Origin of the sequence: Novosphingobium pokkalii (assembly GCF_014652855.1) — a bacterium.
In the GTDB taxonomy this organism is placed as follows: Bacteria; Pseudomonadota; Alphaproteobacteria; order Sphingomonadales; family Sphingomonadaceae; genus Novosphingobium; species Novosphingobium pokkalii.
Genome location: NZ_BMZP01000010.1, coordinates 13,700 through 38,103, shown reverse-complemented (window position 1 = coordinate 38,103; position 24,404 = coordinate 13,700). Strand labels below are relative to the sequence as shown.

Annotated in this window: 23 protein-coding genes; 13 read left to right on the top strand and 10 right to left on the bottom strand. The window is 66.3% G+C overall.

All coding sequences use genetic code 11. The features are described from left to right. Positions 1-55: 55 nt before the first annotated feature. Together IE191_RS12030 and IE191_RS12025 are read right to left on the bottom strand one after the other, a co-directional pair. Positions 56-1,615: a cryptochrome/photolyase family protein gene (locus IE191_RS12030; protein ID WP_191324612.1), complete on the bottom strand. Its 1,560-nt coding sequence runs from the start codon at positions 1,613-1,615 to the stop codon at positions 56-58. A 5-nt stretch (positions 1,616-1,620) separates the two neighbouring features. Further along, positions 1,621-3,801 carry a primosomal protein N' gene (locus tag IE191_RS12025; RefSeq protein ID WP_191324611.1) on the bottom strand — a complete coding sequence of 727 codons (2,181 nt, stop codon included), beginning with the start codon at positions 3,799-3,801 and terminating at the stop codon, positions 1,621-1,623. Positions 3,802-3,976: 175 nt separating this feature from the next. Here IE191_RS12025 and fsa point away from each other — a divergent pair, with 175 nt between their 5' ends. From fsa to cysS, 3 genes are all read left to right on the top strand, one after another. Further along, positions 3,977-4,630 carry a fructose-6-phosphate aldolase gene (gene fsa / locus IE191_RS12020; RefSeq protein ID WP_191324610.1) on the top strand — a complete coding sequence of 218 codons (654 nt, stop codon included), beginning with the start codon at positions 3,977-3,979 and terminating at the stop codon, positions 4,628-4,630. A 61-nt stretch (positions 4,631-4,691) separates the two neighbouring features. Continuing rightward, a complete protein-coding gene (gene cobT / locus IE191_RS12015) occupies positions 4,692-6,512 on the top strand; it encodes a cobaltochelatase subunit CobT (protein WP_191324609.1) in 1,821 nt (606 codons plus the stop codon). Between the two features lie 214 nt (positions 6,513-6,726). After that, on the top strand, positions 6,727-8,199 hold the full coding sequence (cysS, locus tag IE191_RS12010) for a cysteine--tRNA ligase (protein ID WP_191324608.1): 1,473 nt from the start codon (positions 6,727-6,729) through the stop codon (positions 8,197-8,199). 167 nt (positions 8,200-8,366) lie between these two features. Here the strand turns inward: cysS and IE191_RS12005 are convergent, their stop codons facing one another. Further along, positions 8,367-8,738, bottom strand: coding sequence for a hypothetical protein (locus IE191_RS12005; RefSeq protein WP_229815299.1), 372 nt, complete (start codon positions 8,736-8,738; stop codon positions 8,367-8,369). A 231-nt stretch (positions 8,739-8,969) separates the two neighbouring features. Between IE191_RS12005 and IE191_RS12000 the strand changes: the two genes are divergently transcribed. Both IE191_RS12000 and IE191_RS11995 read left to right on the top strand, forming a co-directional pair. Continuing rightward, positions 8,970-9,707: a S24 family peptidase gene (locus tag IE191_RS12000; RefSeq protein ID WP_191324607.1), complete on the top strand. Its 738-nt coding sequence runs from the start codon at positions 8,970-8,972 to the stop codon at positions 9,705-9,707. A gap of 53 nt (positions 9,708-9,760) precedes the next feature. Beyond that, positions 9,761-10,435, top strand: a complete 675-nt coding sequence (locus IE191_RS11995; protein WP_308432903.1) for an MBL fold metallo-hydrolase — start codon at positions 9,761-9,763, stop codon at positions 10,433-10,435. A gap of 10 nt (positions 10,436-10,445) precedes the next feature. Here the strand turns inward: IE191_RS11995 and IE191_RS11990 are convergent, their stop codons facing one another. After that, positions 10,446-10,841, bottom strand: coding sequence for an MAPEG family protein (locus IE191_RS11990; RefSeq protein WP_191324606.1), 396 nt, complete (start codon positions 10,839-10,841; stop codon positions 10,446-10,448). Between the two features lie 272 nt (positions 10,842-11,113). Between IE191_RS11990 and rpmF the strand changes: the two genes are divergently transcribed. The 6 genes from rpmF (at position 11,114) to IE191_RS11960 (ending at position 15,109) form a co-directional block, all read left to right on the top strand. Continuing rightward, the gene (gene rpmF, locus IE191_RS11985; protein ID WP_022676831.1) at positions 11,114-11,293 is read left to right on the top strand and encodes a 50S ribosomal protein L32; all 180 of its coding nucleotides are present in this window, start codon (positions 11,114-11,116) and stop codon (positions 11,291-11,293) included. Positions 11,294-11,321: 28 nt separating this feature from the next. Beyond that, positions 11,322-12,404 carry a phosphate acyltransferase PlsX gene (plsX, locus tag IE191_RS11980; RefSeq protein WP_191324605.1) on the top strand — a complete coding sequence of 361 codons (1,083 nt, stop codon included), beginning with the start codon at positions 11,322-11,324 and terminating at the stop codon, positions 12,402-12,404. Beyond that, a complete protein-coding gene (locus IE191_RS11975) occupies positions 12,401-13,378 on the top strand; it encodes a beta-ketoacyl-ACP synthase III (protein ID WP_308432902.1) in 978 nt (325 codons plus the stop codon). The genes plsX and IE191_RS11975 overlap by 4 nt, the downstream gene beginning before the upstream one ends. Before the next feature lie 207 nt (positions 13,379-13,585). Beyond that, positions 13,586-13,885, top strand: a complete 300-nt coding sequence (locus IE191_RS11970; protein WP_191324604.1) for an integration host factor subunit alpha — start codon at positions 13,586-13,588, stop codon at positions 13,883-13,885. A gap of 24 nt (positions 13,886-13,909) precedes the next feature. Then, a complete protein-coding gene (locus IE191_RS11965) occupies positions 13,910-14,374 on the top strand; it encodes a MerR family transcriptional regulator (RefSeq protein WP_191324603.1) in 465 nt (154 codons plus the stop codon). 180 nt (positions 14,375-14,554) lie between these two features. Further along, the gene (locus tag IE191_RS11960) at positions 14,555-15,109 is read left to right on the top strand and encodes a fasciclin domain-containing protein (RefSeq protein WP_229815297.1); all 555 of its coding nucleotides are present in this window, start codon (positions 14,555-14,557) and stop codon (positions 15,107-15,109) included. Positions 15,110-15,166: 57 nt separating this feature from the next. Here IE191_RS11960 and IE191_RS11955 read toward each other — a convergent pair whose 3' ends face one another. The 5 genes from IE191_RS11955 to IE191_RS11935 all read right to left on the bottom strand — a co-directional run bounded on the left by IE191_RS11955 (position 15,167) and on the right by IE191_RS11935 (position 20,201). Beyond that, positions 15,167-15,415, bottom strand: a complete 249-nt coding sequence (locus IE191_RS11955; protein ID WP_191324602.1) for a hypothetical protein — start codon at positions 15,413-15,415, stop codon at positions 15,167-15,169. Beyond that, a complete protein-coding gene (locus IE191_RS11950; protein WP_191324601.1) occupies positions 15,412-16,857 on the bottom strand; it encodes a radical SAM protein in 1,446 nt (481 codons plus the stop codon). The genes IE191_RS11955 and IE191_RS11950 overlap by 4 nt, the downstream gene beginning before the upstream one ends. Continuing rightward, entirely contained in the window at positions 16,757-17,527 is a 771-nt protein-coding gene (locus tag IE191_RS11945; RefSeq protein WP_191324600.1) for a prolipoprotein diacylglyceryl transferase, read from the bottom strand. Before IE191_RS11945 ends, IE191_RS11950 begins: the two co-directional genes overlap by 101 nt. A 28-nt stretch (positions 17,528-17,555) precedes the next feature. Then, complete coding sequence (locus IE191_RS11940) at positions 17,556-19,166, bottom strand: lysine--tRNA ligase (RefSeq protein ID WP_191324599.1); 1,611 nt, start codon at positions 19,164-19,166, stop codon at positions 17,556-17,558. A 150-nt stretch (positions 19,167-19,316) separates the two neighbouring features. Next, a complete protein-coding gene (locus IE191_RS11935; protein WP_191324598.1) occupies positions 19,317-20,201 on the bottom strand; it encodes a flagellin N-terminal helical domain-containing protein in 885 nt (294 codons plus the stop codon). A 151-nt stretch (positions 20,202-20,352) separates the two neighbouring features. Here IE191_RS11935 and IE191_RS11930 point away from each other — a divergent pair, with 151 nt between their 5' ends. Next, positions 20,353-23,133, top strand: a complete 2,781-nt coding sequence (locus IE191_RS11930) for an ATP-dependent DNA helicase (protein ID WP_191324597.1) — start codon at positions 20,353-20,355, stop codon at positions 23,131-23,133. Further along, complete coding sequence (locus IE191_RS11925) at positions 23,130-23,675, top strand: SixA phosphatase family protein (RefSeq protein WP_191324596.1); 546 nt, start codon at positions 23,130-23,132, stop codon at positions 23,673-23,675. The genes IE191_RS11930 and IE191_RS11925 overlap by 4 nt, the downstream gene beginning before the upstream one ends. Positions 23,676-24,054: 379 nt before the next feature. On the opposite strand, the gene IE191_RS11920 is transcribed toward IE191_RS11925, so the two are convergent. Further along, positions 24,055-24,378: a GIY-YIG nuclease family protein gene (locus IE191_RS11920; RefSeq protein ID WP_191324595.1), complete on the bottom strand. Its 324-nt coding sequence runs from the start codon at positions 24,376-24,378 to the stop codon at positions 24,055-24,057. Positions 24,379-24,404: the final 26 nt, after the last annotated feature.

The window sequence follows — 24,404 nt, the reverse complement described above, 5'->3', positions numbered from 1 at the left end:
GAGCTGTCAGGCATGCTTCGTCGCCCCGGACTTGATCCGGGGCCCACCGCCAACCTCAACCCCTTGCCCAGCCCTTGCGTGCCGGTTGCAATGTCTGGAGGAACGCCGCCGCGCTGTCGCAGTATTCGGCCTGTTTGTCCGCGTTCATCCGGCGCCACGTGGCGTAGGGGTTGGCGAGGCGCGGGTTGCCTGCGAGCTTGTCTTCGTTGCGGGCGAGGAAATCCCAGTAGAGCGCGTTGAACGGGCAGGCGTTCTTGCCGACCTTCTTCTTCACGTCGTAGGCGCATTGGCCACAATAGTTGCTCATCCGGTCGATATAGGCGCCGCTGGCGGCATAGGGTTTGGACGCCAGCTTGCCGCCGTCCGCGAACAGCGCCATGCCCGCCACGTTGGGCAGTTCCACCCATTCGAACGCATCGGCATAGACCACCAGGAACCAGTCGGCGACATCCTGCGGTGAAAGCCCGGCGAGCAGGGCGAAATTGCCCATGACCATCAGGCGCTGGATGTGATGGGCATAGGCCGTCTTGCGCGTCGTGCGCACGCAATCGGCGATGCAGGCCATCTGCGTCTCGCCGGTCCACCAGAATTCGGGCAGGGGGCGGGTGGCGTCCAGTTCGTTGGCTTGCGCCAGATCAGGCATGGTCAGCCAATAGATGCCGCGCACATATTCGCGCCAGCCGATCACTTGGCGGATGAAGCCTTCCACCGCCTCGATCGGGGCGCGGCCTTCGCGCCATTCGGTTTCGGCCAGGCGGCACATTTCCACTGGATCGATCAGCCCGATGTTGAGTGCGGGGCTGATCACCGCGTGATACATCGTGTCTGCCCCGGCCATCATCGCATCCTGATAGCGGCCGAACAGCGGCAGGCGGGTTTTCAGGAAGCGATCGAAAGCCTGCGCCGCTTGTGCCGCCGTGACCGGCCAGGCGAAGTCTTCCAGGCTGCCGAAATGGTCGGGGAAGCGCGCGGCGACCAGATCGAGCACTTCGCGCGTGATCGCATCGGGCTTGAACTGCGCCACGGCGGGCGGCCGGCAATCGGCGTCGGGACCGCCGCGATTGTCCGCGTCGAAGTTCCACTTGCCGCCCACCGGCTTGTCACCATCCATCAGCAGGCCGGTCTTGCGGCGCATGTCGCGATAGAAATACTCCATGCGCCACTGCTTGCGCCCGGCTGCCCATTCGAAGAAATCGGGCAGGGGGCAGACGAAGCGGGTGTCGGGCAACACGCGCACGCGCACGTCCAGGCTTTCGCGCCAGGCATCGATCATCTGCCGCACGCGCCATTCGCCCGGCTCGGAGATCTGCACCCCGCGCGCCTTGTGGCGGGCGACGGCAGCGGAGACTTCGCCGGTGAAACTGCCGGAATTGGCTGGATCGTCGAGCGTGATGTAGTCGACCGTGAAGCCGCGTTCGCGCAGTTCCTCGGCAAAGTGGCGCATGGCCGAAAAGATCAGCGCGATCTTGGCCTTGTGGTGGCGGACATATTGCGTCTCGTCCCACACTTCCATCATCAGCACGACGGTGTCGGCCGGGCTGCGATCGGCCAGGCTGGACAGGCCATGCGAAAGCTGGTCGCCCAGCACGGGAACGAGAACGGGGCCTTTGGTCATTGCGGTCAAACGAAGCTGTAGGGATCGATATCGACTGCGACGCGCACCCCTTGGGGAAAGCGCAGCGGTTCGAGCCACTGGCGGATGACTTTCTGCACTTCGCTCGACCGCCGCGCGTTGACCAGCAGGCGATAGCGATAGCGCCCGCGCAACAGCGAGAGCGGCGCAGGGGCAGGGCCAAGGATCATCACGTCGTCAAGCCGCGGCGCGGTGCCGCCGATGGCGCGGGCGGCGTCGCGGGCTTCGGCTTCGTCCTCGCTCGACACGATGATCGCGGCCCAGCGGCCGAATGGCGGGGCATGGGCTTCGCGCCGGGCTTCGGTTTCGGCGGCATAGAACGCATCGCGCTCGCCGCTGGCCAGCGCGGCGATCACCGGGGCATCGGGATGGCGCGTCTGGATCAGCACTTCGCCCGGCTTCTCGCCGCGCCCGGCGCGCCCGGCGACTTGCGCGACCTGCTGATAGGTGCGTTCGGCGGCGCGCAGGTCGCCCCCTTCCAGCCCCATGTCGGCATCGACCACGCCGACCAGCGTCAGGTCGGGGAAGTGATAGCCTTTTGTTACCAATTGCGTTCCCACGATCACGTCGATGGCCTTGTTCTCTGCCTGGGCCACGAATTCGGCCGCCTTGGCCGCACTCGTCAACGTGTCCGAAGTGACAAGCGCCACGCGCGCTTCGGGCAGGATCGTGGCGACTTCATCGGCGATCCGCTCCACGCCGGGGCCGCAGGCGACCAGGCAATCGGGCTCGCCGCATTCGGGGCAGGCATGGGGCGTGGGCACTTCATGGCCGCAATGGTGGCAGGCCAGCCGCCGCGACAGGCGATGCTCCACCAGCCAGGCCGAGCAATTGGGGCACTGGAAGCGATAGCCGCAGGTGCGGCACAAGGTGAGCGGGGCATAGCCACGCCGGTTGAGGAACAGCAGGCTCTGCTCGCCCTTGGCCAGCCGGTCGCGCAGGCCTTCCACCAGCGGCGGGGCCAGCCAGTGGCCGCGCTCGGGCGCGTGCTCGCGCAGATCGAGAATCTTGATGTCGGGCAGGCCCGCCCCGCCAAAGCGGCTGGGCAGCACCAGCCGTTCATAGCGGCCGGTACTGGCCATGTGCAGGCTTTCCAGCGCCGGGGTGGCGCTGGCCAGGACCACGGGAATGCGCTCGAAATGGCCGCGCATCACGGCCACGTCGCGCGCGTTGTAGCGCACGCCATCGTCCTGCTTGAACGAGATTTCGTGCGCTTCATCGACCACGATCAGGCCGAGCGACGCGAAGGGCAGGAACAGCGCCGAGCGCGCGCCCACCACCACTTGCGCCTCGCCCTTGGCCACCGCGCGCCAGGCGCGGCGCCGTTCGGAGGACTTGAGCGAGGAATGCCAGGTGACCGGAGCGGTGCCAAAGCGCGCCTCGAACCGCGCGAGGAAGCTTTGCGTCAGGGCGATTTCGGGCAGCAGGACCAGCACTTGGCGCCCCTGTTCCATCGCCGCGGCAATGGCTTCGGCATAAGTCTCGGTCTTGCCCGATCCGGTCACGCCATCGAGCAGGAACGTGGTGAAACGCCGCGCACCCACCGCCGCCACCAGCCGCCCGGCGACTTCGGCCTGGCCCGGCGTCAGGTCCGGCACGGCATGGCGCGGATCGGCGGGGGGATAGGGCCGGTCGGCATCGACCGTGACCGGTTCGAGCAGCCCGGCATTGACCATGCCGCGCAGCACCCCGTCCGACACTTCGGCGATTTCGGCCAGTTCGCGGATCGTTGCCTGCTGGTCGATGAGCAGGTCCATCGCCTGCGCCCGCTGCGGCGTGAGGCGGCCCGGTTCCTTGCCCGAGAGGCGATATTCGGTGACCGTGCTGCCGCCTTGCAGCGCCGCCGTGCTCGACAATGCCATGCGCGCCACGGCCGAAAGCGGCGCCATGTAATAGTCGGCCGTCCATTCGATCAGGCGGCGCAAGGGCGCGCCCAGCGGCGGCACCGGCACCACGCCCAGGATCGGGCGCAGCTTGTGCTCGGGCACGTCGGCGCTGGGCAGGCGGTCTTCCTCCCACACCACGCCCAGGATCTGGCGCGGGCCAAGCGGGCAGACCACGACCTGGCCCGGCACCACATCGAGATGGGCGGGCACCTTGTAATCGAGCGGACCCAGCGCCGCGTTGAACACCACGCATCGAATGCGGCGAGAAGGGGGCTGGATCATCACCTGGTGCATATAGGCAGGCTATCGCATGGGGCAAACAGGGAACGCGGGGGAAACGGGCTCGTTCATCCGGCATGGCGCGCACAACCGCACCTGACAGCGCGGCGGGCCTGCCCTATAGCCCGCTCCAGAATCGCCGTTATCAAATCATAACCCTTGCGCAGGAAACATCCTCATGAAGTTCTTTGTCGACACGGCCGATACCGCCGAAATCGCCGATCTGGCCGCCACCGGCCTGCTCGATGGTGTGACCACGAACCCCAGCCTGATTGCCAAGGCGGGACGTGACTTCATCGAGGTGACCAAGGAAATCTGCCACCTCACCCATGGGCCGGTCTCGGCCGAAGTGGTCGCGCTTGACCACGCCGGGATGATGCGCGAGGCCGAAATCCTGCGCAAGATCGCCGACAACGTGTGCATCAAGGTGCCGCTGACCGTTGACGGCCTCAAGACCTGCAAGAAGCTGACCGCCGATGGCACCATGGTCAACGTCACGCTGTGCTTCTCGGCCAACCAGGCGCTGCTCGCCGCGAAGGCCGGGGCCACGTTCGTTTCGCCCTTCGTGGGCCGTCATGACGACAACGGCTTCGATGGCATGGACCTGATCCGCGACATCCGCCTGATCTATGACAACTACAACTTCGAGACCGAAATCCTCGTCGCCTCGATCCGTCACGGCATCCATGTGCTGGAAAGCGCGCGCATCGGCGCCGACGTGATCACCGCGCCGCCGGCGGTGATCAAGGGCCTGTTCAAGCATGTCCTGACCGAAAAGGGCATCGAAGGGTTCCTTGCGGATTGGGCCAAGACCGGCCAATCTATCGGGTAAGGATGAACCCGCGCCCCGGTTTTCGCAGCCGGGGCGCACTTTTGCGAAACTGGATTGATTCTTGGCTGCCGAATCCCCGCTCGATACCTTCCGCTCGGTTCTCACCGGCACGTCCCGCGCGCTGGCGGAACAGCCCGAAGTGGAAGTGGCCTGGACATCGGACCAGGCGAGCCAGACCGGCAAGCTGATGCGCGTGCCCATGCCGGGCCGCGCCCTTCCGGCCGACCAGGTCGCCCAGGCGCGCGGCGCCGCCGATTCCATGGCGCTGCGTCTGCGTTTCCACAACGAAGCGCTGCACAACGCCGGGGCGCCGGGCGAAACCCTGGCTCGCGCCTGTTATGATGCGGTGGAGCGGGTGCGCTATGAAGTGCTCGGCTCTGACGGCTATAGCGGGATGCGCGGCAACCTCGATGCGGTGACGGCGCAGCGCGTGGCCGCCGATCCGATCAGCCGCGCCACCAAGCCCGAGGAAGTGCCGCTGCCCACCGCGCTTTCGCTGCTGCTGCGCGAGAAGCTGACCGGCGTGCCGATCCCGGCGCTGGCCCGGCTCGGCACCGACATGGTGCGAAGCTGGATCGAGGCCAAGGCGGGCGAAGACATGGCCGGCCTGGCCCAAAGCCTGGAAGACCAGAAGGCGTTCCAGAAGCTGGCGCTCTCGATGCTCGGCCACCTCGACCTCACGCAAGTCTCCGCGCCCGAGCAGAACGACAACCAGGACGAGGACAGCGAGGACGAGGACGACGCGGGCACCGAAAAGCCCGAGGACGCCGAAACCAGCGCCGACGACCAGCAGCCGATCGAGCAGGCCGGCGACAGTTCCGATGGCGAAGGCGAGGGCGAGGACCAGGAGGAAGTCGAGCGCCCGGACGATGCGGCCGACGCCGACATGGCCGACGAGGGCGAGGAAGGCATGCTGCCGACCCGGCCCAACCGGCCGTGGACCGACTTGCCCGAAGACTTCGACTACAAGACCTATACCACTCGCTTCGACGAAGTGATCGCGGCCACCGACCTGTGCGACGAGGAAGAGCTGACGCGCCTGCGCGCCTATCTCGACAACCAGATGAAGGGCCTGCAAAGCGTGGTGACGCGGCTGGCCAATCGGTTGCAGCGCCGCTTGATGGCCGCGCAGAACCGCAGTTGGGATTTCGACCAGGAAGAAGGCCTGCTCGATGCCGCGCGGCTGGCCCGCGTGGTGATCGCGCCGGGCCATTCGCTGTCGTACAAGATCGAGCGCGAGGTGGAGTTCAAGGACACCGTCGTCACCCTGCTGATCGACAACTCCGGCTCTATGCGCGGGCGACCTATCTCGATCGCGGCGATCAGTGCCGACATCCTGGCGCGCACGCTGGAGCGCTGCGGGGTGAAGACCGAAGTGCTCGGCTTCACCACCCGCGCCTGGAAAGGCGGCCAATCGCGCGAGGCCTGGCTCGCCGGTGGCAAGCCCGCGCATCCGGGGCGCCTCAACGACTTGCGCCACATCGTCTACAAGAAGGCCGATGAGCCCTGGCGCCGCGCGCGCAAGAATCTCGGCCTGATGATGCGCGAGGGCCTGCTCAAGGAAAACATCGACGGCGAGGCGCTGCTCTGGGCGCACACCCGCATGCTCGCCCGCCCCGAAGACCGCCGCATCCTGATGGTCATTTCCGACGGCGCGCCGGTGGATGACAGCACACTGTCGGTCAACCACGCCGGCTATCTGGAGCAGCACTTGCGCCGGGTGATCGACTGGATCGAGAAGCAGAGCCCGGTGCAGCTCGTGGCCATCGGCATCGGCCACGACGTGACCCGCTACTATCGCCGCGCCGTGACGATCATGGACGTGGAGCAACTGGGCGGCACGATCGTGGAGCAGTTGGCGGATCTGTTCGAGGTGGATTGAGGGCGGGGCTGGCGGGTGTTTCTGCAACCTGACTCCAATATTCCGTTCGCCCTGAGCTTGTCGAAGGGCGCTGGCCCTGCGCTCGCTTGCAACGGGCTTCGACAAGCTCAGCCCGAACGGATTGCGGACCTGTAAAGCCCCCTCCTCTGAAGAGGATGGGGAGATAGACCAGGAACCTTGACCTTGCGCCCGGATGCAAGGCAAAGCGCGGGCCATGACCGACCAATCCGCTCCGCTCGTGCTGTTCAACAGCCTCACCCGCGCGCTCGAACCGTTCGTGCCGGTTCATCCCGGCGAAGCGCGGGTCTATTCCTGCGGGCCGACGGTCTACAACTATCCCCATATCGGCAACATGCGCGCCTATGTCTTTGCCGACGTGCTGGGCCGCACGCTCTCGTGGAAGGGCTACAAGCTGACCCACGTGATCAACATCACCGACGTGGGCCACCTGACCGACGATGCCGATGCCGGCGAGGACAAGCTGGAAAAGGCTGCGAAGGCCAACGCGCAATCGATCTGGGACATCGCGCGGCATTATACGCAGGCCTATTGGGCCGATATCGACGCGCTGGGCATTCGCCAGCCGGCGCACTGGTCGATCGCCACCGACTATGTTCCGGCGATGATCGAGTTTGCCCGGAGCATTGCCGAAAAGCATTGCTACGAGCTGCCCGGCGGGCTCTATTTCGATGTTTCGACCGTGGCCGACTATGGCAAGCTGGCTCGCGCCGCAACCGACGAGGGCGAGGGCCGGATCGAGCAGGTGGAAGGCAAGCGCCACCAGGCCGATTTCGCCATCTGGCGCAAGACACCGCCGGGCGAGACGCGGCAGATGGAATGGGACAGCCCGTGGGGGCGCGGCGCGCCGGGCTGGCACCTGGAATGCTCGGTGATGTCGGGCAAGCTGCTGGGCTTTCCGTTCGACATCCACACCGGCGGGATCGATCACCGCGAGATCCACCACCCCAACGAGATCGCGCAGAACCAGGCGTTCTGCTGCGCCGGCAGCCTGGCCGATCCGGCCAATTCCGGGGCGCGGATGTGGATGCACAACAATTTCCTGGTCGAACGCTCCGGCAAGATGAGCAAGTCCTCGGGCGAGTTCCTGCGGCTGCAACTGCTGATCGACAAGGGTTATCACCCGCTGGCCTATCGCCTGCTATGCCTCCAGGCGCATTATCGCAGCGAGCTGGAATTTTCGTGGGAAGGCCTGGGCGCCGCGCTCACGCGCTTGAAGCGCATGGTCATGGCCGTGGCGCAGCTCAAGGAACGAGCCGAGCCGGGCGCCGACGCCAGCGGCTGGCGCAGCCATGCCAAGCTCGCGCCGCTGGTGGACCGCTTTGATGCGGCGATCAGCGAGGATCTCAACACCGCCGTGGCCCTGACCGTGCTGGACGAGGTAATCGCGCTCAAGAAGATCGATCCGGCGCTCAAGCTGGCGGCGATCGCGGCGCTCGATGGCGTGCTCGGTCTCAACCTCATGGGCCTGTCGCGCACCGACCTGCGCCTGCGGCCCAAGGCGGCCACGATCACCGAGGAAGAAATCGCCCGCGTGATCGCCGCCCGCCAGGAAGCCCGCGCCGCCAAGGACTTCGCCCAAAGCGACACCCTGCGCGACGAACTGGCCGCGCAGGGCGTGGACGCCATGGACGGCGATCCGCTGGGCTGGGACTGGCGGCTGGGGTGACCGTTTCCCCCCTCCTCTTCAGAGGAGGGGCTGGGGGTGGTGCGAAGTCTCGCGCTAGGCCCAGCACCACCCCCCGACCCCCTCCTCTGAAGAGGAGGGGGAGGATAATGCCGATCCCCGTTCGGGCTGAGCTTGTCGAAGCCCCCTGCGTTGGCGCGCCACGCCGATCACCCCTGGTCGAGCAGCAGCAGTTCCAGTTCCACTTCCAGCGTGCGCTCGGGCAGCACGGCTTCGTCGGTGCGGACCACGGTCACGTCGGCCACCAGCGCGCCGGGGACGGTAAATTCGTGGTCGGGCAGGGCGGCGATCAGGGCTTCGCCATCGTCGCAGGCTTCCCAGCCGGTGTAGCGCAGCACCACACTGTGGCGTGCGCCGGAGAAAGTGACGCTGGCCCAGGGGCGTTCGCGGTGGTCGATCAGTTGCGCGCTGCGCCCGGCGAGAGCCAGCACGCTGCGCACCACGCGCGGGGCAAGGCCGCTGGCGACTCGGCGGCGGGGGGCGGGCTTGGCTTCACCGAAAGAGGCGTGATCGCGCAGCATGGCGGGCATCCTTTTTGCTGGAAAGACAGGGAAGTTCTTGAAATGTTCTGCGGCCGTTTCCTTGGCGTACGGCGGCTGGGGCTGGGGTGAATGGTTAAGGGGCCTGTTTGAATCGGGGCATGAAATTTCCTCGAAAACCGGTGCAGTCCTGTGGACAAATCCTGATAAAAATCCTATAAGCATAGTGAAAGACCGAGTGTCTAGGAAAAATCCTTCGAGTTTGGACTCACCATGACGAAGCCTCTGGAATCTGCGGATAGCACTGGCGCGACGGGCGGGAATGGCGGCAAGCCGCTCGATCCGGCGCGGGCGCGGCTGGTTGAACTGGCCGATGCGCGGGGCGTGTCGCTCTCGGCGCTGTCAGGCCTGATCGGCCGCAATGCCAGCTACTTGCAGCAGTTCGTGCGCAAGGGATCGCCGCGCAAGCTGGAGGAAGTGGACCGGGGCACCCTGGCCCGGTTCTTCGCAGTGGACGAGAGTGAACTGGGGGCGCCCGATCCTGTGGTGCATGTGGCGGGCGCGCTGCGCGGCGAGGGCGCCGGGCTGTCTGCCCCACGCAGCCATGCCGAATGGGCCGACATTCCCCGCCTGGCGCTGGGTGCCTCGGCCGGGCCGGGTGCGCTCGCGAACTATGAAGTTCCGGTGGGGCGGCTGCGCTTTTCCAGTCGCTGGCTCAAGTCGCAGGGGCTCGATCCGGCCATGCTCAGCGTGATCGAGGTGGAAGGGGATTCGATGGAGCCGACGCTGCGCGACAGCGACGAAATCCTGGTCGACCGCACTCCGCGCCCCTTGCGCGCCGGGATTCACGTGATCCGGGTGGACGATGTGCTGCTGGTCAAGCGGCTGGAAGCGGGCGCGGCGGGCATGATCCGCGTGATCAGCGACAATCCCGCCTATCCGCGCATGGAACGCCCGATGGAGGAAGTGGACGTGGTCGGCCGCGTGGTGTGGAAGGGCGGCAAGATCTGAACCTTGTGGTGCGGCGGCTTGCCATTTGCCGCCGGGCTGGCCATTTCAGGGGCATGAGCCAGACCCCCGCCAGCACCCTGCCGCCCATGCAAGTGGCGATCCTGCCCGTTACGCCGTTGCAGCAGAACTGCACGCTGCTGTGGTGCACCGCCACGATGAAGGCCGCCGTGATCGATCCCGGCGGCGATCTCGACCGGATCAAGGCGCTGGTCGCCAAGGCCGGGGTGACCGTGGAAAAGCTGCTGATCACCCACGGCCATCTCGATCATTGCGGCGGCGCGGCGCAGCTTGCGCGCGAGCTGGGCGTGCCTATCGAAGGGCCGCACGAGGCGGACCTGTTCTGGATTGCCAAGCTGGCCGAGGATTCGGGCCGCTGGGGCGTGCCGGCAGAAATCTTCACGCCCAGCCGCTGGCTGGAGCAGGGCGACACGGTGACGGTGGGCAATCTCGTGCTCGACGTGATCCATTGCCCGGGGCACACGCCGGGCCATGTGGTGTTCTTCCACCAGCCCTCCCGCTTTGCCGTGGTGGGCGACGTGCTGTTCCAGGGCGGGATCGGCCGCTGGGATTTCCCGTTGGGCAATTTCGACGATCTGGTCGCCTCGATCACGCAGCGGCTCTGGCCGCTGGGCGATGACGTGCTGTTCAATCCCGGCCACGGGCCGCGCAGCACGTTCAGCCAGGAGCGCGCCACCAACCCTTATGTAGGTGACGCCGCCCTGGCCTGAGTCATGTGCTTCAGGCGTCGGCCGCGATGGAAATGGCCCAGATCGCCAGGCCGAGCAGCGTGAGCAGGGTGGTGAACGTGCCGACCATGCGCAGGCGGCCGAGCTTGCCGCCGTCCATGCCCACGCCGTGGCCCACGCGGCCCAGCAGATAGATGGCCACGGCGCCGAGCAGGAACGGGCTGCCGGGACGGGCAAGTTCCACCGCGCCCGACAGCACCAGCACGATCGGCGCGCTTTCGATGAAGTTGGCATGGGCGCGCATGCGCGCGATCAGCGCGGGATGGCCACCATCGCCCAGCGAGATTCGCGCTTCGCGCCGGACCATGCCGACGCGCACCATCAGCCAGATATTGAGAATCGCCGCAGCCCCGGCAGCGGCCAGGGTGATGGGCAGGACGATCGGCATGAATGTTTTCCCCTCTCCAAATCGCCGACGCGGCGCGTTTTGTCCGCAAATCCGCGCGGTCGGCGAAGCCAACCTAGCGAGGCGAAGCTTGCAAAGCACCAGAAAATCCGTATAGGCGCGGCCTTCGCCCGTGATTGGCGATGCCGGTCCACCCGCTCTCATCCAGAACGGAAGCCGTATGAACCCTTCGTCGTGAGATGCGGGGTTGTGCGGTGGCACGGTTTTCCCTATCGCGCCCGCAACCGATGTAATTTTCAGGAACAGGTGCCGAAATGGCCGTCCCAAAAAGAAAGACCTCCCCGTCCCGCCGGGGCATGCGCCGCAGCCACGATGCTCTCAAGGCCGAAGCGTTCCACGAATGCTCGAACTGCGGTGAACTCAAGCGTCCGCACATGCTGTGCAACGCTTGCGGTCACTACAACGGTCGCGAAATCATCGCCGTCGGCGCCTGAGCCGATCTGACGGAGGGATGATCGGATCATGAGCTTGCCCAGAATCGCCGTCGATGCGATGGGCGGCGACGAGGGCGTGCGCGTGATGATCGAAGGCGCCGCGCTTGCGCGTCGGCGCCACGATCGCTTCAAGTTCCTGCTGGTCGGGGACGAGGCGAAGATTGCTCAGGCCCTAGACCATCATCCCAATCTTCGTGGTGCATCGGAGATTCTCCATGCGCCCGAAGCCGTGGCTGGCGACGAACGCCCCACGCAAGCCCTGCGCCGCGCCCGCACCACGTCGATGGGATTGGCCATCGATGCGGTGAAGCGCGGCGAGGCTGGGGCTGCCGTCAGCGGCGGCAATACCGGCGCGCTGATGGCCATGGCCAAGCTCGCCCTGCGCACGATGCCCGGCATCGACCGCCCCGCGCTGGCTGCACTGCTGCCCACGCTCGGTACGCATGATCTGGTGATGCTCGATCTGGGCGCCAACACCGATTGCGATGCGCGCAACCTGTTCCAGTTTGCCCTGATGGGTGCGGCCTATGCCCGCATCGTCCATGGCCTCGACAGCCCGCGCGTGCGCCTGCTCAACATCGGCACCGAAGAGACCAAGGGCACCGACGACCTGCGCGATGCCGCTGCGCTGCTCAAGCACGCTGCCGCCTCGCTGGCGCTGACCTTCGATGGCTTTACCGAATCCGACAAGCTGTCGCGCGGCGATTTCGATGTCGTGGTGACCGACGGTTTTTCCGGCAACATCGCGCTCAAGGCGATGGAAGGCGCTGCCCGCTTCGTGGGCGACCTGCTGCGCCGCAGCTTTGCCTCGTCGCTGCGTTCCAAGATCGGCTTCCTGATCTCCAAGCCGGCGACCGAGACGCTCAAGCACCATCTCGATCCCAACAACCACAACGGGGCGGTTTTCCTCGGTCTCAACGGCGTCGTGGTGAAAAGCCACGGCAGCGCATCGGCCATGGGGGTGGCCAATGCCGTGGCAGTGACCGCGCGCCTGCTGGAGGAAAACCTGATCGAACGCATCGCGGCCGATGTGGCCGCGGTGGACCCGGATACGATTCGCCAGCCGGCCCGGCGCCGCGTGGCAAACACGGAAGGTGAAACCGCGCTGTGACTCTGCGCTCGGTGATTACCGGCAGCGGCTCCGCTCTGCCGCAACGTGCCGTTTCCAATGCTGAAATGGCACAGATGGTGGATACCACCGACGAATGGATCGTCGAGCGGACGGGTATCCGCAATCGCTATATCGCCGGTGAGGGGGAAACCACGTCGTCGCTGGCCATCCTGGCCGCGCGCCGTGCGATCGAGGCAGCCGGGATCGAGGCATCGAGCATCGACCTGATCGTGCTGGCCACGGCCACGCCCGACCAGACCTTTCCCGCCACGGCCACGATCGTCCAGCATGCGCTGGGCTGCAACGGCGGCATGGCGTTTGACGTGGCGGCGGTGTGCTCGGGCTTTCTCTATGCCCTGGGCACGGCCGATTCCCTGCTGCGCACCGGCATGGCGCGCCGCGCGCTGGTGATCGGCGCGGAAACGTTCAGCCGCATTCTCGACTGGGAAGACCGCACCACCTGCGTGCTGTTCGGCGATGGCGCCGGCGCTATCGTGCTGGAAGTGCAGGACGTGGACGCCAGCGATCCGGCGGCACCCGGTATCCTGGCCACGCGCCTCCATGCCGATGGCGCGCATAACCAATTGCTCTATGTCGATGGCGGTGCCTCGACCACGGGCACGGTCGGCAAGCTGCGCATGAAGGGCCGCGAGGTGTTTCGCCACGCCGTGACCAACCTCGCTTCGGTGCTGGAGGAAGTTCTGGCCGATACCGGCCACGTGCCGGCGGATATCGACTGGGTCGTGCCGCATCAGGCCAACTATCGCATTCTCGATGCCACCGCGCGCAAGCTGGGCCTGCCGGCGGAGAAGGTGGTGGTGACCGTCGATCGCCATGCCAACACCAGCGCGGCCTCGGTGCCGCTGGCGTTCGATACGGCGATGCGCGACGGGCGCATTCGCAAGGGTGACCTGGTGGTGTTCGAAGCCATGGGTGGTGGCTTCACCTGGGGTGCCTGCCTTGCCCGCGTGTGATTCGCAGGCGGTGGGGTAGAACCGTTTCGGTGATCGGATCGGGCATGGGGATGCCTGAAATGATCCGAAACAGGCCGTTTGGAGCCTGATTTTCGCTGCGCGGAAAATCGATCGGGGCTGCAACGGTCTGGAGTGCATTGCCTGTCCTGCAAAACGCGCTATTGTATGGGACGGGAAGGGATTTTTTTACCGGGGGGTAAAATAACCATGCGTTCTGTGGGTACGCTGACACGGGCCGATCTGGCCGAAAGCATCAACCGTCGGGTCGGCCTTTCGCGGGCGGATTCGCTCGAAATGGTCGAGGCCATTTTGCAACATATGAGTGGCGCTCTGGCCGAAGGCGAGAACGTCAAGATTTCCGGATTCGGTACGTTCCTGCTACGGGACAAGGCCGAGCGCATCGGGCGCAACCCCAAGACCGGGGTGGAAGTGCCGATCACGCCGCGTCGCGTGCTCACCTTCCGGGCCAGCCAGATGCTGAAGGATCGCATCAGCGACGGTAGCTGATCGATTGCCGAATAGATTGGATGCATGACGGATAAGGGCCATCTCGTTTCTCCCGACAGTGTTTTTGATGACGGCAAGGCGCCTGATGCCTTGCGCACGATCGGAGAGGTGGCCCGGCTCCTGGGCGTCAAGCCACACGTCCTGCGCTATTGGGAAGAACAGTTTCCGATGCTTCGTCCGCTGACGCGGGCGGGCAACCGGCGCTATTACCGGGCCGAAGACGTGGCGCTCGTGGCCACGATCGACCGCCTGCTCAACCGCGAGGGCTATACCATTCGCGGCGCCCGCCAGGCGCTGGAAGGAGGCTTGTGCCCGTCTATGCCAACATCCACCGTTGCGCCAGCACCAGCGCCCGTCGCTGTTGCGGATCAGCCGGCTGCCGCGAGCGAACCGGCTCTGGAAACGGAACTGGTGGCCGCCGTCGCACGCCTGCGCGTCCATCTGGAACAGATCCGCAGCGGCCTGTCAGCAGCGCTCGACGAGGAGTGAGCGGCGCGGGCACGGCGCCGCAGCCTCGACCACCCCAAAGGGCAATCTAGCTCCATTTCGGATAAGCTCTGTTTTTCAGAAATTTACCGCGCATTGCCCTTCTGGGCAGGCGCAGCGGGGGGAACGCATCACAGGCTCTGCTGTTCGAGCGACGGCAATGATGCCCTGTGGAGAGTTCCCATGCTGAAAAGCAAGTTCACCGCCTCGCTGGCCGTCGTCGGCCTGGCTTTCGCGCTCACTCCGGCTGCCCACGCTGCGTCCAAGATGGTTGGCGGCGCTGCCATGGTCGACAGCAAGACCATCGTGCAGAACGCGTCCAAGTCGGCCGATCACACCACTCTGGTCGCCGCCGTCAAGGCTGCCGGCCTGGTCGATACGCTGAACGGCACTGGCCCGTTCACCGTCTTCGCGCCCACCAATGAAGCCTTTGCCGCGCTGCCCGCCGGCACGGTGGACACGCTGCTCAAGCCCGAGAACAAGGCCCAGCTTACCCAGATCCTGACCTATCACGTCGTGGCGGGCAAGGTGACGGCGGCCGACCTGATCGCCAAGATCAAGGCCGGTGGCGGCAGCGCGAGCCTCACCACGGTGGAAGGCGAACCGCTGACCGCCAGCCTCGATGGCAGCAACGTGGTGCTGACCGACGCCAAGGGCGGCAAGGCCACGGTGACGATTGCCGATGTGCCGCAGTCGAACGGCGTGGTGCACGTGATCAACGCGGTGCTGATGCCGTAAGGCGATCCCGGTTCGCATACTTTCGGCCCCCGTCTGCCCGGTGCAGGCGGGGGCTGATTATTGAAACGTATCCCTATGGTCCTGCTGGGGCTGTCGGCGCTGCAACCGCTTCCCGAGGAAGAACAGGCCAAGGCCAATCGCGAAGGGAATCCCGCCGAACAGCGCGATCAGAAGCAGGATGCCAGGGTCCGATCCCAATCCGCCCGAAGTGCCCATCGCCACGGTGAACCAGGCCGAACAGAGCCCGCTCGCCCCGGCGATCAACAGGCCGATCGCTTGCAGGATGGCGCCGAGCAGGCGGATCATGACCGCACCTGCGCCAGCCCGCGATGCCGCGCAACAACACCGGCACCCTCGGCCCCGTCGCGATAAAACGTGTTGTAGGTGTCGAACGGGATGATCTGCCCATCCCCGGTCACGAAGTGCACGCAACTGCGCTTCACCGTCGCCAGGTCGAAATTGTAGCGATCGAGGAATTGCAGGATCACCACGCGGAAGCTGTGTTCATAGCCCAAGTCTTGCGGCACCATCGCCTGGGGCAGACAGCACAAGACGCCGGCCAGCTTGTCGCTGGTGTTGACCTGGGTGGTGGCCAGCGAAAGCAGGTCGAGCAACCCGGCGCGCAGCTTGGGATAGGCCTCGTAGCTGATCGTGTTCGGCCCGGCGAGAAGCACCTCGCGCGGCAGCAGCCGGGTGATCGGCGTGACCTTTGCGCCCTGGCGCAGGCCATAGCCGATCGAAATCTGGTCGGGGTTGCAGGGCAGGGGGATCATGTCCTCGCTTTCGAACACGCCGGACTTGCCCACTTCGCGGCGGATCTGCGTGAGCAGCACGCGGTTTTCCGCCGGATCGAAGCCTTCGTTGCGCCCGGCATCCTGCACCGGCTGGAACGTCACCCCGCGCACGCAGCGCCAGGTCAGTGCGTGCTGGATGATCGGCGCGACCTGTTCATCGTTCACCCCGCGCTTGACCACGCAGACCAGCGTGGTCGCCAGGTTCACCGCTTCCAGCGCGGCCAGCGCCTGCTGGCGGATGCGCGCCAACCGCGCGCCGCGCAGATCGAGCAGCGCTTCGTCATCCAATGCGTCGAACTGGAGATAGACTTCCAGCGCCGGGGCATAACCGGCCAGACGCGCGACGAACTCCCGGTCCTGCGCGATGCGGACGCCGTTTGTGTTGATCATCACGTGGCGGATCGGGCGGCGCTTCACCGCGTCGAGTATCGCGAAGAATTCGGGGTGGATGGTCGGCTCCCCGCCCGAAAGCTGCACCAGGTCGGGTTCGCCTTCGCTCGCCACCAGGGCATCGAGCATGGCTTCGATCTCGGCCAGCAGGCGGTGGCTGCCGTGGACATCGGCCGCATCGGCAAAGCACACCGGACAGGCAAGATTGCAGGCGCTGTTGATCTCGATGATAGCCAGGCACGAATGCTGCTCGTGATCGGGGCACAGCCCGCAATCGAACGGGCAGCCCGCCTCGGTGCGGGTCTGCGCCGTCAGCGGGCGGTCACCGGGCTTGAGCCACAGCTTCTGCGCGCGCCAATAGTCGATATCGTCGCTGATCAGCGTCTTTTGCACGCCATGCTGGCGGCAGCGCTTGAGGTAATAGACCCGTTCGTCTTCCAGGATGACTTTGGCCGGAACGGGCTCAAGGCAGGTTTCGCACAGGCTCGTCGTCTGGCTGTGAAACACATAGGGCGCCGCCTTGCGCACCGCGGCGTCGGTCGTTTCGCCAATACACGATGCCATAGACCACCAGCCCTCCGCAGATCAGGTGGAACAGGTTAAACGGCCCGGCAAGGTTTGGATAGGGTTTGAAAAATTCCCAGACGAAACGCTGCGCGCCATACCAGATGGCAAAGGCGTGGAAGGCGTGGTGCCGCGCCCAATCCGCCCCGCGCCGCCGCGCCACCACGTACACCAGGATGAACAGCGCCATGGCCGCGCTTTCATAGAGCTGCACCGGATGCCGCCCCACGCCATCGCCCAAATCGACCGCCCAGGGCAGGGCAGTGGGCGTGCCATAAGTGAGATCGGGCAGGCCGGCGAAGAGGCAGCCCAGCCGGCCGATCATGATGCCCGTGGCCATCGGCAGGACGAACGACCCGCCGGTCGAGCCGCGCACGCGATGGCGCGCCTTCCACAGTTCCACGGCCACGATGCCGCCCGCCAGCGCGCCCGCCACGCTGTGCGATGGTGCCCAGGTGAGGCGCCAGGAATTGAGCGTGCCGGCCGCCCAGGCACCCAGCAGAGCGCCAACCGCCAGCCAGCGGTAATAGCCCGGCGCGGTCAGGCGCAGCAGGGTCTGCGTGCCCTGTGGCCAGGCGCGGTGCTGGCGCCAGGCGACCAGGCTCGCCGCGATCCAGGCGGCGAGATCGAACGCGATATGGGCCGGGGGCGCCGTGGGCAGGTGGATCATGCCGGGCGCCCCGCTATCGCTGTGTAGTTCAGCCTTCCAGCGCTTCGGCGATCAGCTTGCGCGTGTTGCCCACGCCATAGAGCGCGATGAAGCTGCCCATGCGCGGGCCCTGTGGAGAGCCGAGCAGGGTTTCATAGAGCGCCTTGAACCAGTCGCGCAGGCTTTCAAAGCCATAGTGCGGATCCTTGCCGATCTCGTAGACGATGTTTTGCAGTTCTTCTGCCGTGGCATCGTCGCTGGTGGCGGCCAGTTCCTCGTCCAGCGCGGCGAGCGCTGCCGCTTCGCCGGCTTCGGGCTTGCGCCGCACCAGCGTGGGGGCGATGAAATCGCGGTTGTAGGCGAGCGCGCGGGTCACCAGCGCATCGAGCGCGGGGTGGGCGGCCGGATCGGCATCGGCCACATAGTTGGCGAGATAGGACCAGACCTGCTCGCGCGTGGCATGGGCGCCGAGCACGCCGACGAGGTTGAGCAGGAGGCCATAGGTCACCGGCAGCTTGTCGCCCGCACCCGCCTGTTCGCCATTGGTGCGCAGCAAGTGCCACACCGGGTTGCCCAGTTGCTGCTCGATCGGCTGGCTCGCCAGCTTTTCCCGGAACTGCCAGTATTCATCGACCGCGCGCGGGATGATGCCGACATGGAGCGACTTGGCGCTCTTGGGTTCGCGGAACAGGTAGAAGCCAAGGCTTTCTTCGCTGCCATAGTCGAGCCACTGCTCGATGGTCAGGCCATTGCCCTTGGATTTGGAGATCTTCTCGCCCTTCTCGTCGAGGAACAGCTCGTAGATCAGGCCTTCCGGGCGGCGTCCGCCGAGCACCTGGGCGATGCGGCCCGACTGGGTCACGCTGTCGGTCAGGTCCTTGCCGCACATCTCGTAATCGACGCCCAGCGCAACCCAGCGCATGGCCCAGTCGACCTTCCATTGCAGCTTCGACTGGCCGCCCAGGATCGATTGCTCGACCACTTCGCCGGTCACATCGACAAAGCGGATGGTGCCGGCCTCGGCATCGACCACTTCAACCGGCACTTGCAGCACCTGGCCATTGCTGGGCGAGATCGGCAGGACCGGCGAATAGGTCTTGCGGCGTTCCTCGCGCAGGGTCGGCAGCATGATGGCCATGATCGCGTCGAAGTGGCGCAGCACGTTGCGGAGCGCTTCGTCGAAGGCGCCGGAATTGTAGCGATCCGCGCCCGAGACGAATTCATAGTCGAAGCCGAAGCGATCGAGGAATTCGCGCAGCATGGCGTTGTTGTGGTGGGCAAAGCTTTCGAACTTGCCGAACGGATCGGGAATGCGGCTCAGCGGCTCTTGCAGGTGGGCGCTCAGCAGATCCTTGTTGGGCACGTTGTCGGGCACCTTGCGCAGCCCGTCCATGTCGTCGGAAAAGGCAACCAGGCGCGTGGGATGGCCGCCGGTGAGCACTTCATAGGCGCGCCGCACCAGCGTGGTGCGCAAGACTTCCTGGAACGTGCCGATATGCGGCAGGCCCGAGGGGCCATAGCCGGTTTCGAACAGCACCGGCACCAGCGCGCCGCTCGCGTCCCGTTTGCCACCGGGATAGCGCTTGACCAGCTTGCGCGCTTCCTCGAACGGCCAGGACTTCGACACTTGGGCGGCGGTGGTGAGTTCGGTTTGGGTCATGGTTCCCGCCCTTTCGCGCCTGGCGCGCGCGAAGGCAAGGTATTTGGGAGCCTGCGCGCGCGGCGCGCACGCGAAAATGCGGCACAACCCGGGGGAGGGCTGTACCGCATTTCCGTGGAGGCTCCGGAAGCGTGGTGTGGATGGGGGTTCTTACTTCAGGAGCGTCAGGACATTCTGCTGGTTCTGGTTCGCCTGCGAGATCATCGCAGTCGAGGCCTGGGCCAGGATCTGGGCCTTGGCCATGGCCGTGGTTTCAGCAGAATAATCGGTATCGAGAATGCGGCTGCGCGCATCCGAAAGGTTCGTGACATTGTCGTTCAGGTTGTTGACCACCGATTGCAGGCGGTTCTGGCCGGCGCCGAACTGGGCGCGCACCGAATTCACGGTGGTCAGCGCGGCATCGACATTGTCCATGGTGGTTGCGGCGGTGGCCGCCGTGCCGACGTCGAGCGCCTGGACCGCCGTGGGATCGGTATCGTAGGCGCTCTTGCCCGAGCCGAACAGGACCTGCCCGTCGAACGCCACCGAACGCAGGGTGACGACGTTGTTGGTATCGGCGCCGGCCTGGATATCGAGCGTGAGATCGTCGCTGCCGTCGGTGGCCGGAGTCGAACTCATCACCTTGAACATCGGGTTCTTGTTGAACTGCGAATTGTTGAGCACGTCGGAAATCTGGGCGGTCAGGTTGCTCACTTCCGATTGCATCGCCACGCGGTCTGCGTCCTGATAGGTGGCCGACTTGGACTGGACCGCCAGTTCACGGATGCGCTGGAGCATGTTGGTCACTTCGTTGAGCGCACCGTCGGCGGTCTGCGCCATCGAGATGCCGTCGTTGGCGTTGCGCACGCCCTGCTGCATGCCCTGGATCTGCGAAGTCATGGTGGTGGTGATGGCGAGGCCGGCGGCATCGTCCTTCGAGCTGTTGATGCGCCTGCCGGTCGACAGGCGCTGCATGGCAACGCCGGTCTGTTGCGAAGCGGTGATAGACGCATTGGCGGCACGGATCGCCGCGATATTGGTGTTGATGACTGCCATTTTCCCATTCTCCACTATGGGTTGAGTGACGATCCGGCGGTTCCCATCCGGTTCGCCAGCAAAGACGACTGCGGCGGCGATTGTTTAAGGGCGGCGTTTGCGGGCGGCTGTGCGCTTGCCCCGCGTTCCATTTTCGTTCACAGGACGGGCGATGGTCGATCCTGCTGTTCCAGACCCGGGCGATCCCGCCCCGCCGGCGCTCGATCTGCCGGCGATTCATGCCAGCCACGGCGGCTGCTGGCTGCGCGGGGTGGACCTGTTCCCGTCCACCCGCGCGGTGGGCAAGGGCGAGGCGATCGTGGCGGCGGCCGATACCCCGCTGCTCATGCTCAACGCGCCATTGGTGGCGAGCCGGCTGGGCTATCCCGATCTCTCCGGGCTCGATCTGCTGGAGCTTTACGCCTTCGTGCATCCCGCGCGTTTCGTGGTGCCCACGCCCAAGGGGCTGGCCACGGCGCTGGGCCTGCCGCAACCGGCGGGCGATGCCGACGTGCCGCTGCTGTTGCAGCAGGCCGCGCAAGCCCTGCTCGCCACCACCGCCGCGCCCGGCTGGGCCGAGCGGGAAGGGGCGTGGAGCGCCCTGCAATCCATGATCAAGCTGCGCTGGCCCTGGGCCACGCTGCTCAGCGGCCAGATCGCCCGGCCCGAGCGCGCCGAGCGCTGGCTGTTTGCGCGCCTGCCGGAATGGGAAGAAGCGGGCGAGCGGCCGCAGCCGGCGCAAGTCACGCTCGATCCGGCGGCGGTGGAAACGCGCCTGGCCACGCTGACCGGCGCCGGGGCGGAAGACCGGCCGGGCCAGCGCGCCTTTGCGCGCGAAGCGGCGCGGATGTTCGCGCCCCGCCGGGGCGCGCGCCAGCCGCATGTCGTGCTCGCCCAGGCGGGCACCGGCACGGGCAAGACGCTGGGCTATCTCGCCCCCGCCTCGCTATGGACCCAGGGTTCGGGCGGCACGGTCTGGGTTTCCACCTATACCAAGGCGCTGCAACGCCAGTTGCGCCGCGAAAGCACGCGCGCCTTTGCCCAGCCGCCGCCGGGCAGCAAGGCGCCACCGCCGGTGGTGGTGCGCAAGGGGCGCGAGAATTACCTGTGCCTGCTCAACCTGGAAGACGCGCTGCAAGGCGGCTTTACCGGGCGCCCGGCGATCCTGGCGCACCTCGTGGCGCGCTGGGCCGCCTATAGCCAGGATGGCGACATGATCGGCGGCGATCTGCCCGGCTGGCTGGGCACGCTGTTCCGCAAGCGCGGGATTGCCGCGCTGACCGACCAGCGCGGCGAATGCGTCTATGCCGGGTGCCCGCATTATCGCAAATGCTTCATCGAGCGGGCCGCGCGCGCCAGTGCCGAGGCCGAGCTGGTGATCGCCAACCACGCGCTGGTCATGGTCAACGCCGCGCGCGGGCGCGATGCGGCGCAGCGCCCCACGCGCATCGTGTTCGACGAAGGGCATCATGTGTTCGACGCCGCCGACAGCACGTTCGGCGCCGCGCTGACCGGGGCCGAGGCGATTGAGCTGCGCCGCTGGGTGATCGGGCCGGAAGGCAAGTCACGCGGGCGGCGGCGCGGGCTTTCGGCGCGGCTGGCCGATGTGGCCAGCTATGACGACGAGGGCGCCACTGCCATCACCCAGGCGCGCGAAGCGGCCGAGCTCTTGCCCGCCGATGGCTGGCTGGCGCGCATCGGCGAAGGCGCGCCCGATGGGCCGCTGGAGCGCCTGCTCGCCACCGTGCGCGCCACCGTGCTGGCGCGCGACGAAAGCGGCGGGACCGAGGCCGGCTATGGCCTGGAAACCGAAGCCGCGCAGCTCGACGGGCCGATGCTGGAAGCCGCTGCCCAGGCGCTCGAAGCGCTGGAAGACTTGCGCCAGCCGCTGCTGCGCCTGACCGTGCGGCTGGAAGCGATTGTCGAGGAAGGGCCTGACTGGCTCGATGGCCAGGCCCGCGCGCGGATCGAGGGGGCGCGCAGCGCGATCCAGTGGCGCACCGATCTGCTGGCCGGCTGGATCGCCCTGCTCGGGCGGCTGGGCGGCCCGGCCGATCCCGATTACGTCGATTGGCTGGCGCTCGACAGGTCGGACGGGCGCGAGTGGGACATGGGGCTGCACCGCCACCATCTCGATCCGATGAAGCCCTTTGCCGAAGTGGTGCTGGCCCCGGCGCACGGCGTGCTGATGACCTCGGCCACGCTCACCGATGGCGGCGACTGGAGCGGCGCGGTGGCCCGCAGCGGCGCGGCCCGGCTCGACGTGCAGCCGCAGCTTTTTGCCGCCAAGAGCCCGTTCGATTATCCCAACCAGGCGCAAGTGCTGATCGTCACCGATGTGCCCAAGGGTGACATTGCCGCGCTGGCCGGCGCCTATGCCCGCCTGATCGAGGCGAGCGGCGGCGGCGTGCTCGGCCTGTTCACCGCGATTCGCCGCCTACGCGCGGTGCATGGCCGCATTGCCGATCGCCTGGCCCGCGCCGGGCTGCCGCTCTATGCCCAGCATGTCGATCCCATCGACACCGGCACGCTGGTGGACATCTTCCGCGACGATCCGCGGGCCTCGCTGCTCGGGACCGATGCCCTGCGCGACGGGGTGGACGTGCCCGGCCAGTCGCTGCGCCTGGTGGTGATGGAGCAGGTGCCCTGGCCCAAGCCCTCGATCCTCCACCGCGCCCGCCGCCTGGCGGCCCCGCGCGAGGAAGGCGGCGCGCAAGGGCACGACGACCGCATCATCCGCGCGCGCCTGGCCCAAGCGTTCGGCCGCCTGATCCGCTCGGCGGACGATAAGGGACACTTCGTGGTGCTCTCCTCGGCGTTCCCGTCGCGCCTGCTTTCCGCCTTTCCCGAAGGCACCCCGGTGCGTAGGGTCAGCCTGGAGCAGGCTTTACAATCCATCGCCGGGCGTGTTGATGAAGGCGTGTTGGCATCGAAAGTCGAGAATTCGCCGTGAAGACGCTTGCTCTGTTCCGCCACGCCAAGTCCGACTGGAGCGACGCCCGCGCCCGCGATTTCGACCGCCCGCTCAATGAACGCGGCCAGCGCGGCGCCCTGGCCATGGGCGAGCACGTGCGCGACAGCGGCCGCCGGTTCGACCGCGTGATCGCCTCGCCCGCCGTGCGCGTGGCCGAAACCATCGAATGGGCGAGCAAGGCGTGGAACCGCGTGTTCCCGGTGGAATGGGACCGTCGCATCTACCTTGCCAGTTCGGCCACGCTGATGGACTTGCTGCGCGAATTGCCCGGCGATCCGGGCAGCGTGCTGATGATCGGCCACAATCCGGGCCTGGAAGACCTGATCTTCGACCTCGTGCCCGACGACGGCACCAGCCCCTTGCGCGACGTGGTCGAAGCCAAGTTCCCCACTGCCACTTTCGCCGTGCTGGAACTCGACGTGGCCCGCTGGGCCGACGTGGACGCCGGCTGCGCCCGCCTGGTGGCACTCACGCGCCCTCGTGACCTTGATCCCGCGCTGGGGCCGCAGTTGTTGGGGTGAGGGTTGGGGGCGGATGATTGCAGCGTCGGGTTTCGCCCAGTTTTCGCCGCTCCAAGATTGTGTATGATAACCTTATGCGAGAGCGCTCTTGGCATCTTCCCGTGAAAATCGCTTTGCCTGCTTTGGCGGGTGGGTTCTTGGCTGATTGGTTATGGTTCAAGGATTTACAGGAGGCTACACGTCATTTTCCCATGCGCGCGATCGCGATGTTGGCGCTGGTTTTGATGGCGTCGGTATTCCGACATTGGCGATCGAAAAGAAAACGGAAGTTCCGCTAACCACCAATGGCCGCCAATAGCGTTTCAAGTCGTGGAGAAAGGCGGTATCTCCCGGAGCCGCGGAACATCTGCGGTCGCCCCGTGCTTGACACGGGGCTTGGCTACTTTGTGGTCTCGCCTTTCGGCGCGGCCACTGGATACCACTCGTCCCAAAGATCCAGCCAATCGGGATTGCCCGCCTCGATCAATGCGAATTTCCATTCGCGGCGCCATTTTTTGACCAGTTTCTCACGTGCAATCGCGGGCTCGATCTCTGGGTGTCGCTCGGCATAGACCAGCCTTGTCTTGCCAAAGTCCCTTACGTGGATCGATCCATGACCCTCGCGATGCTGCCATACGCGTCGGTTCAGGTCGGATGTGACACCTATATACATTCCGCCGCGATAGCGGTTCGCCATGATGTAAACCCAGCCGCCCTTTTCCATTCTGCCAGCATGCCAGAGACAAGGTG

Excerpts from the sequence above, each read along its gene's own strand:
- cysS (WP_191324608.1), top strand. The coding sequence starts at position 6,727 with ATGACCGACCAATCCGCTCCGCTCGTGCTGTTCAACAGCCTCACCCGC.
- fsa (WP_191324610.1), top strand. The coding sequence starts at position 3,977 with ATGAAGTTCTTTGTCGACACGGCCGATACCGCCGAAATCGCCGATCTG.
- IE191_RS11965 (WP_191324603.1), top strand. The coding sequence starts at position 13,910 with ATGACGGATAAGGGCCATCTCGTTTCTCCCGACAGTGTTTTTGATGAC.
- IE191_RS11945 (WP_191324600.1), bottom strand. The coding sequence starts at position 17,527 with ATGATCCACCTGCCCACGGCGCCCCCGGCCCATATCGCGTTCGATCTC.
- IE191_RS11995 (WP_308432903.1), top strand. The coding sequence starts at position 9,761 with ATGAGCCAGACCCCCGCCAGCACCCTGCCGCCCATGCAAGTGGCGATC.
- IE191_RS12030 (WP_191324612.1), bottom strand. The coding sequence starts at position 1,615 with ATGACCAAAGGCCCCGTTCTCGTTCCCGTGCTGGGCGACCAGCTTTCG.
- IE191_RS11955 (WP_191324602.1), bottom strand. The coding sequence starts at position 15,415 with ATGATCCGCCTGCTCGGCGCCATCCTGCAAGCGATCGGCCTGTTGATC.
- IE191_RS12005 (WP_229815299.1), bottom strand. The coding sequence starts at position 8,738 with ATGCTGCGCGATCACGCCTCTTTCGGTGAAGCCAAGCCCGCCCCCCGC.
- IE191_RS11940 (WP_191324599.1), bottom strand. The coding sequence starts at position 19,166 with ATGACCCAAACCGAACTCACCACCGCCGCCCAAGTGTCGAAGTCCTGG.
- IE191_RS11960 (WP_229815297.1), top strand. The coding sequence starts at position 14,555 with ATGCTGAAAAGCAAGTTCACCGCCTCGCTGGCCGTCGTCGGCCTGGCT.
- rpmF (WP_022676831.1), top strand. The coding sequence starts at position 11,114 with ATGGCCGTCCCAAAAAGAAAGACCTCCCCGTCCCGCCGGGGCATGCGC.
- IE191_RS11935 (WP_191324598.1), bottom strand. The coding sequence starts at position 20,201 with ATGGCAGTCATCAACACCAATATCGCGGCGATCCGTGCCGCCAATGCG.
- IE191_RS11970 (WP_191324604.1), top strand. The coding sequence starts at position 13,586 with ATGCGTTCTGTGGGTACGCTGACACGGGCCGATCTGGCCGAAAGCATC.
- IE191_RS11950 (WP_191324601.1), bottom strand. The coding sequence starts at position 16,857 with ATGGCATCGTGTATTGGCGAAACGACCGACGCCGCGGTGCGCAAGGCG.
- IE191_RS11990 (WP_191324606.1), bottom strand. The coding sequence starts at position 10,841 with ATGCCGATCGTCCTGCCCATCACCCTGGCCGCTGCCGGGGCTGCGGCG.
- IE191_RS11920 (WP_191324595.1), bottom strand. The coding sequence starts at position 24,378 with ATGGAAAAGGGCGGCTGGGTTTACATCATGGCGAACCGCTATCGCGGC.
- IE191_RS12025 (WP_191324611.1), bottom strand. The coding sequence starts at position 3,801 with ATGATCCAGCCCCCTTCTCGCCGCATTCGATGCGTGGTGTTCAACGCG.
- IE191_RS12000 (WP_191324607.1), top strand. The coding sequence starts at position 8,970 with ATGACGAAGCCTCTGGAATCTGCGGATAGCACTGGCGCGACGGGCGGG.
- plsX (WP_191324605.1), top strand. The coding sequence starts at position 11,322 with ATGAGCTTGCCCAGAATCGCCGTCGATGCGATGGGCGGCGACGAGGGC.
- IE191_RS11930 (WP_191324597.1), top strand. The coding sequence starts at position 20,353 with ATGGTCGATCCTGCTGTTCCAGACCCGGGCGATCCCGCCCCGCCGGCG.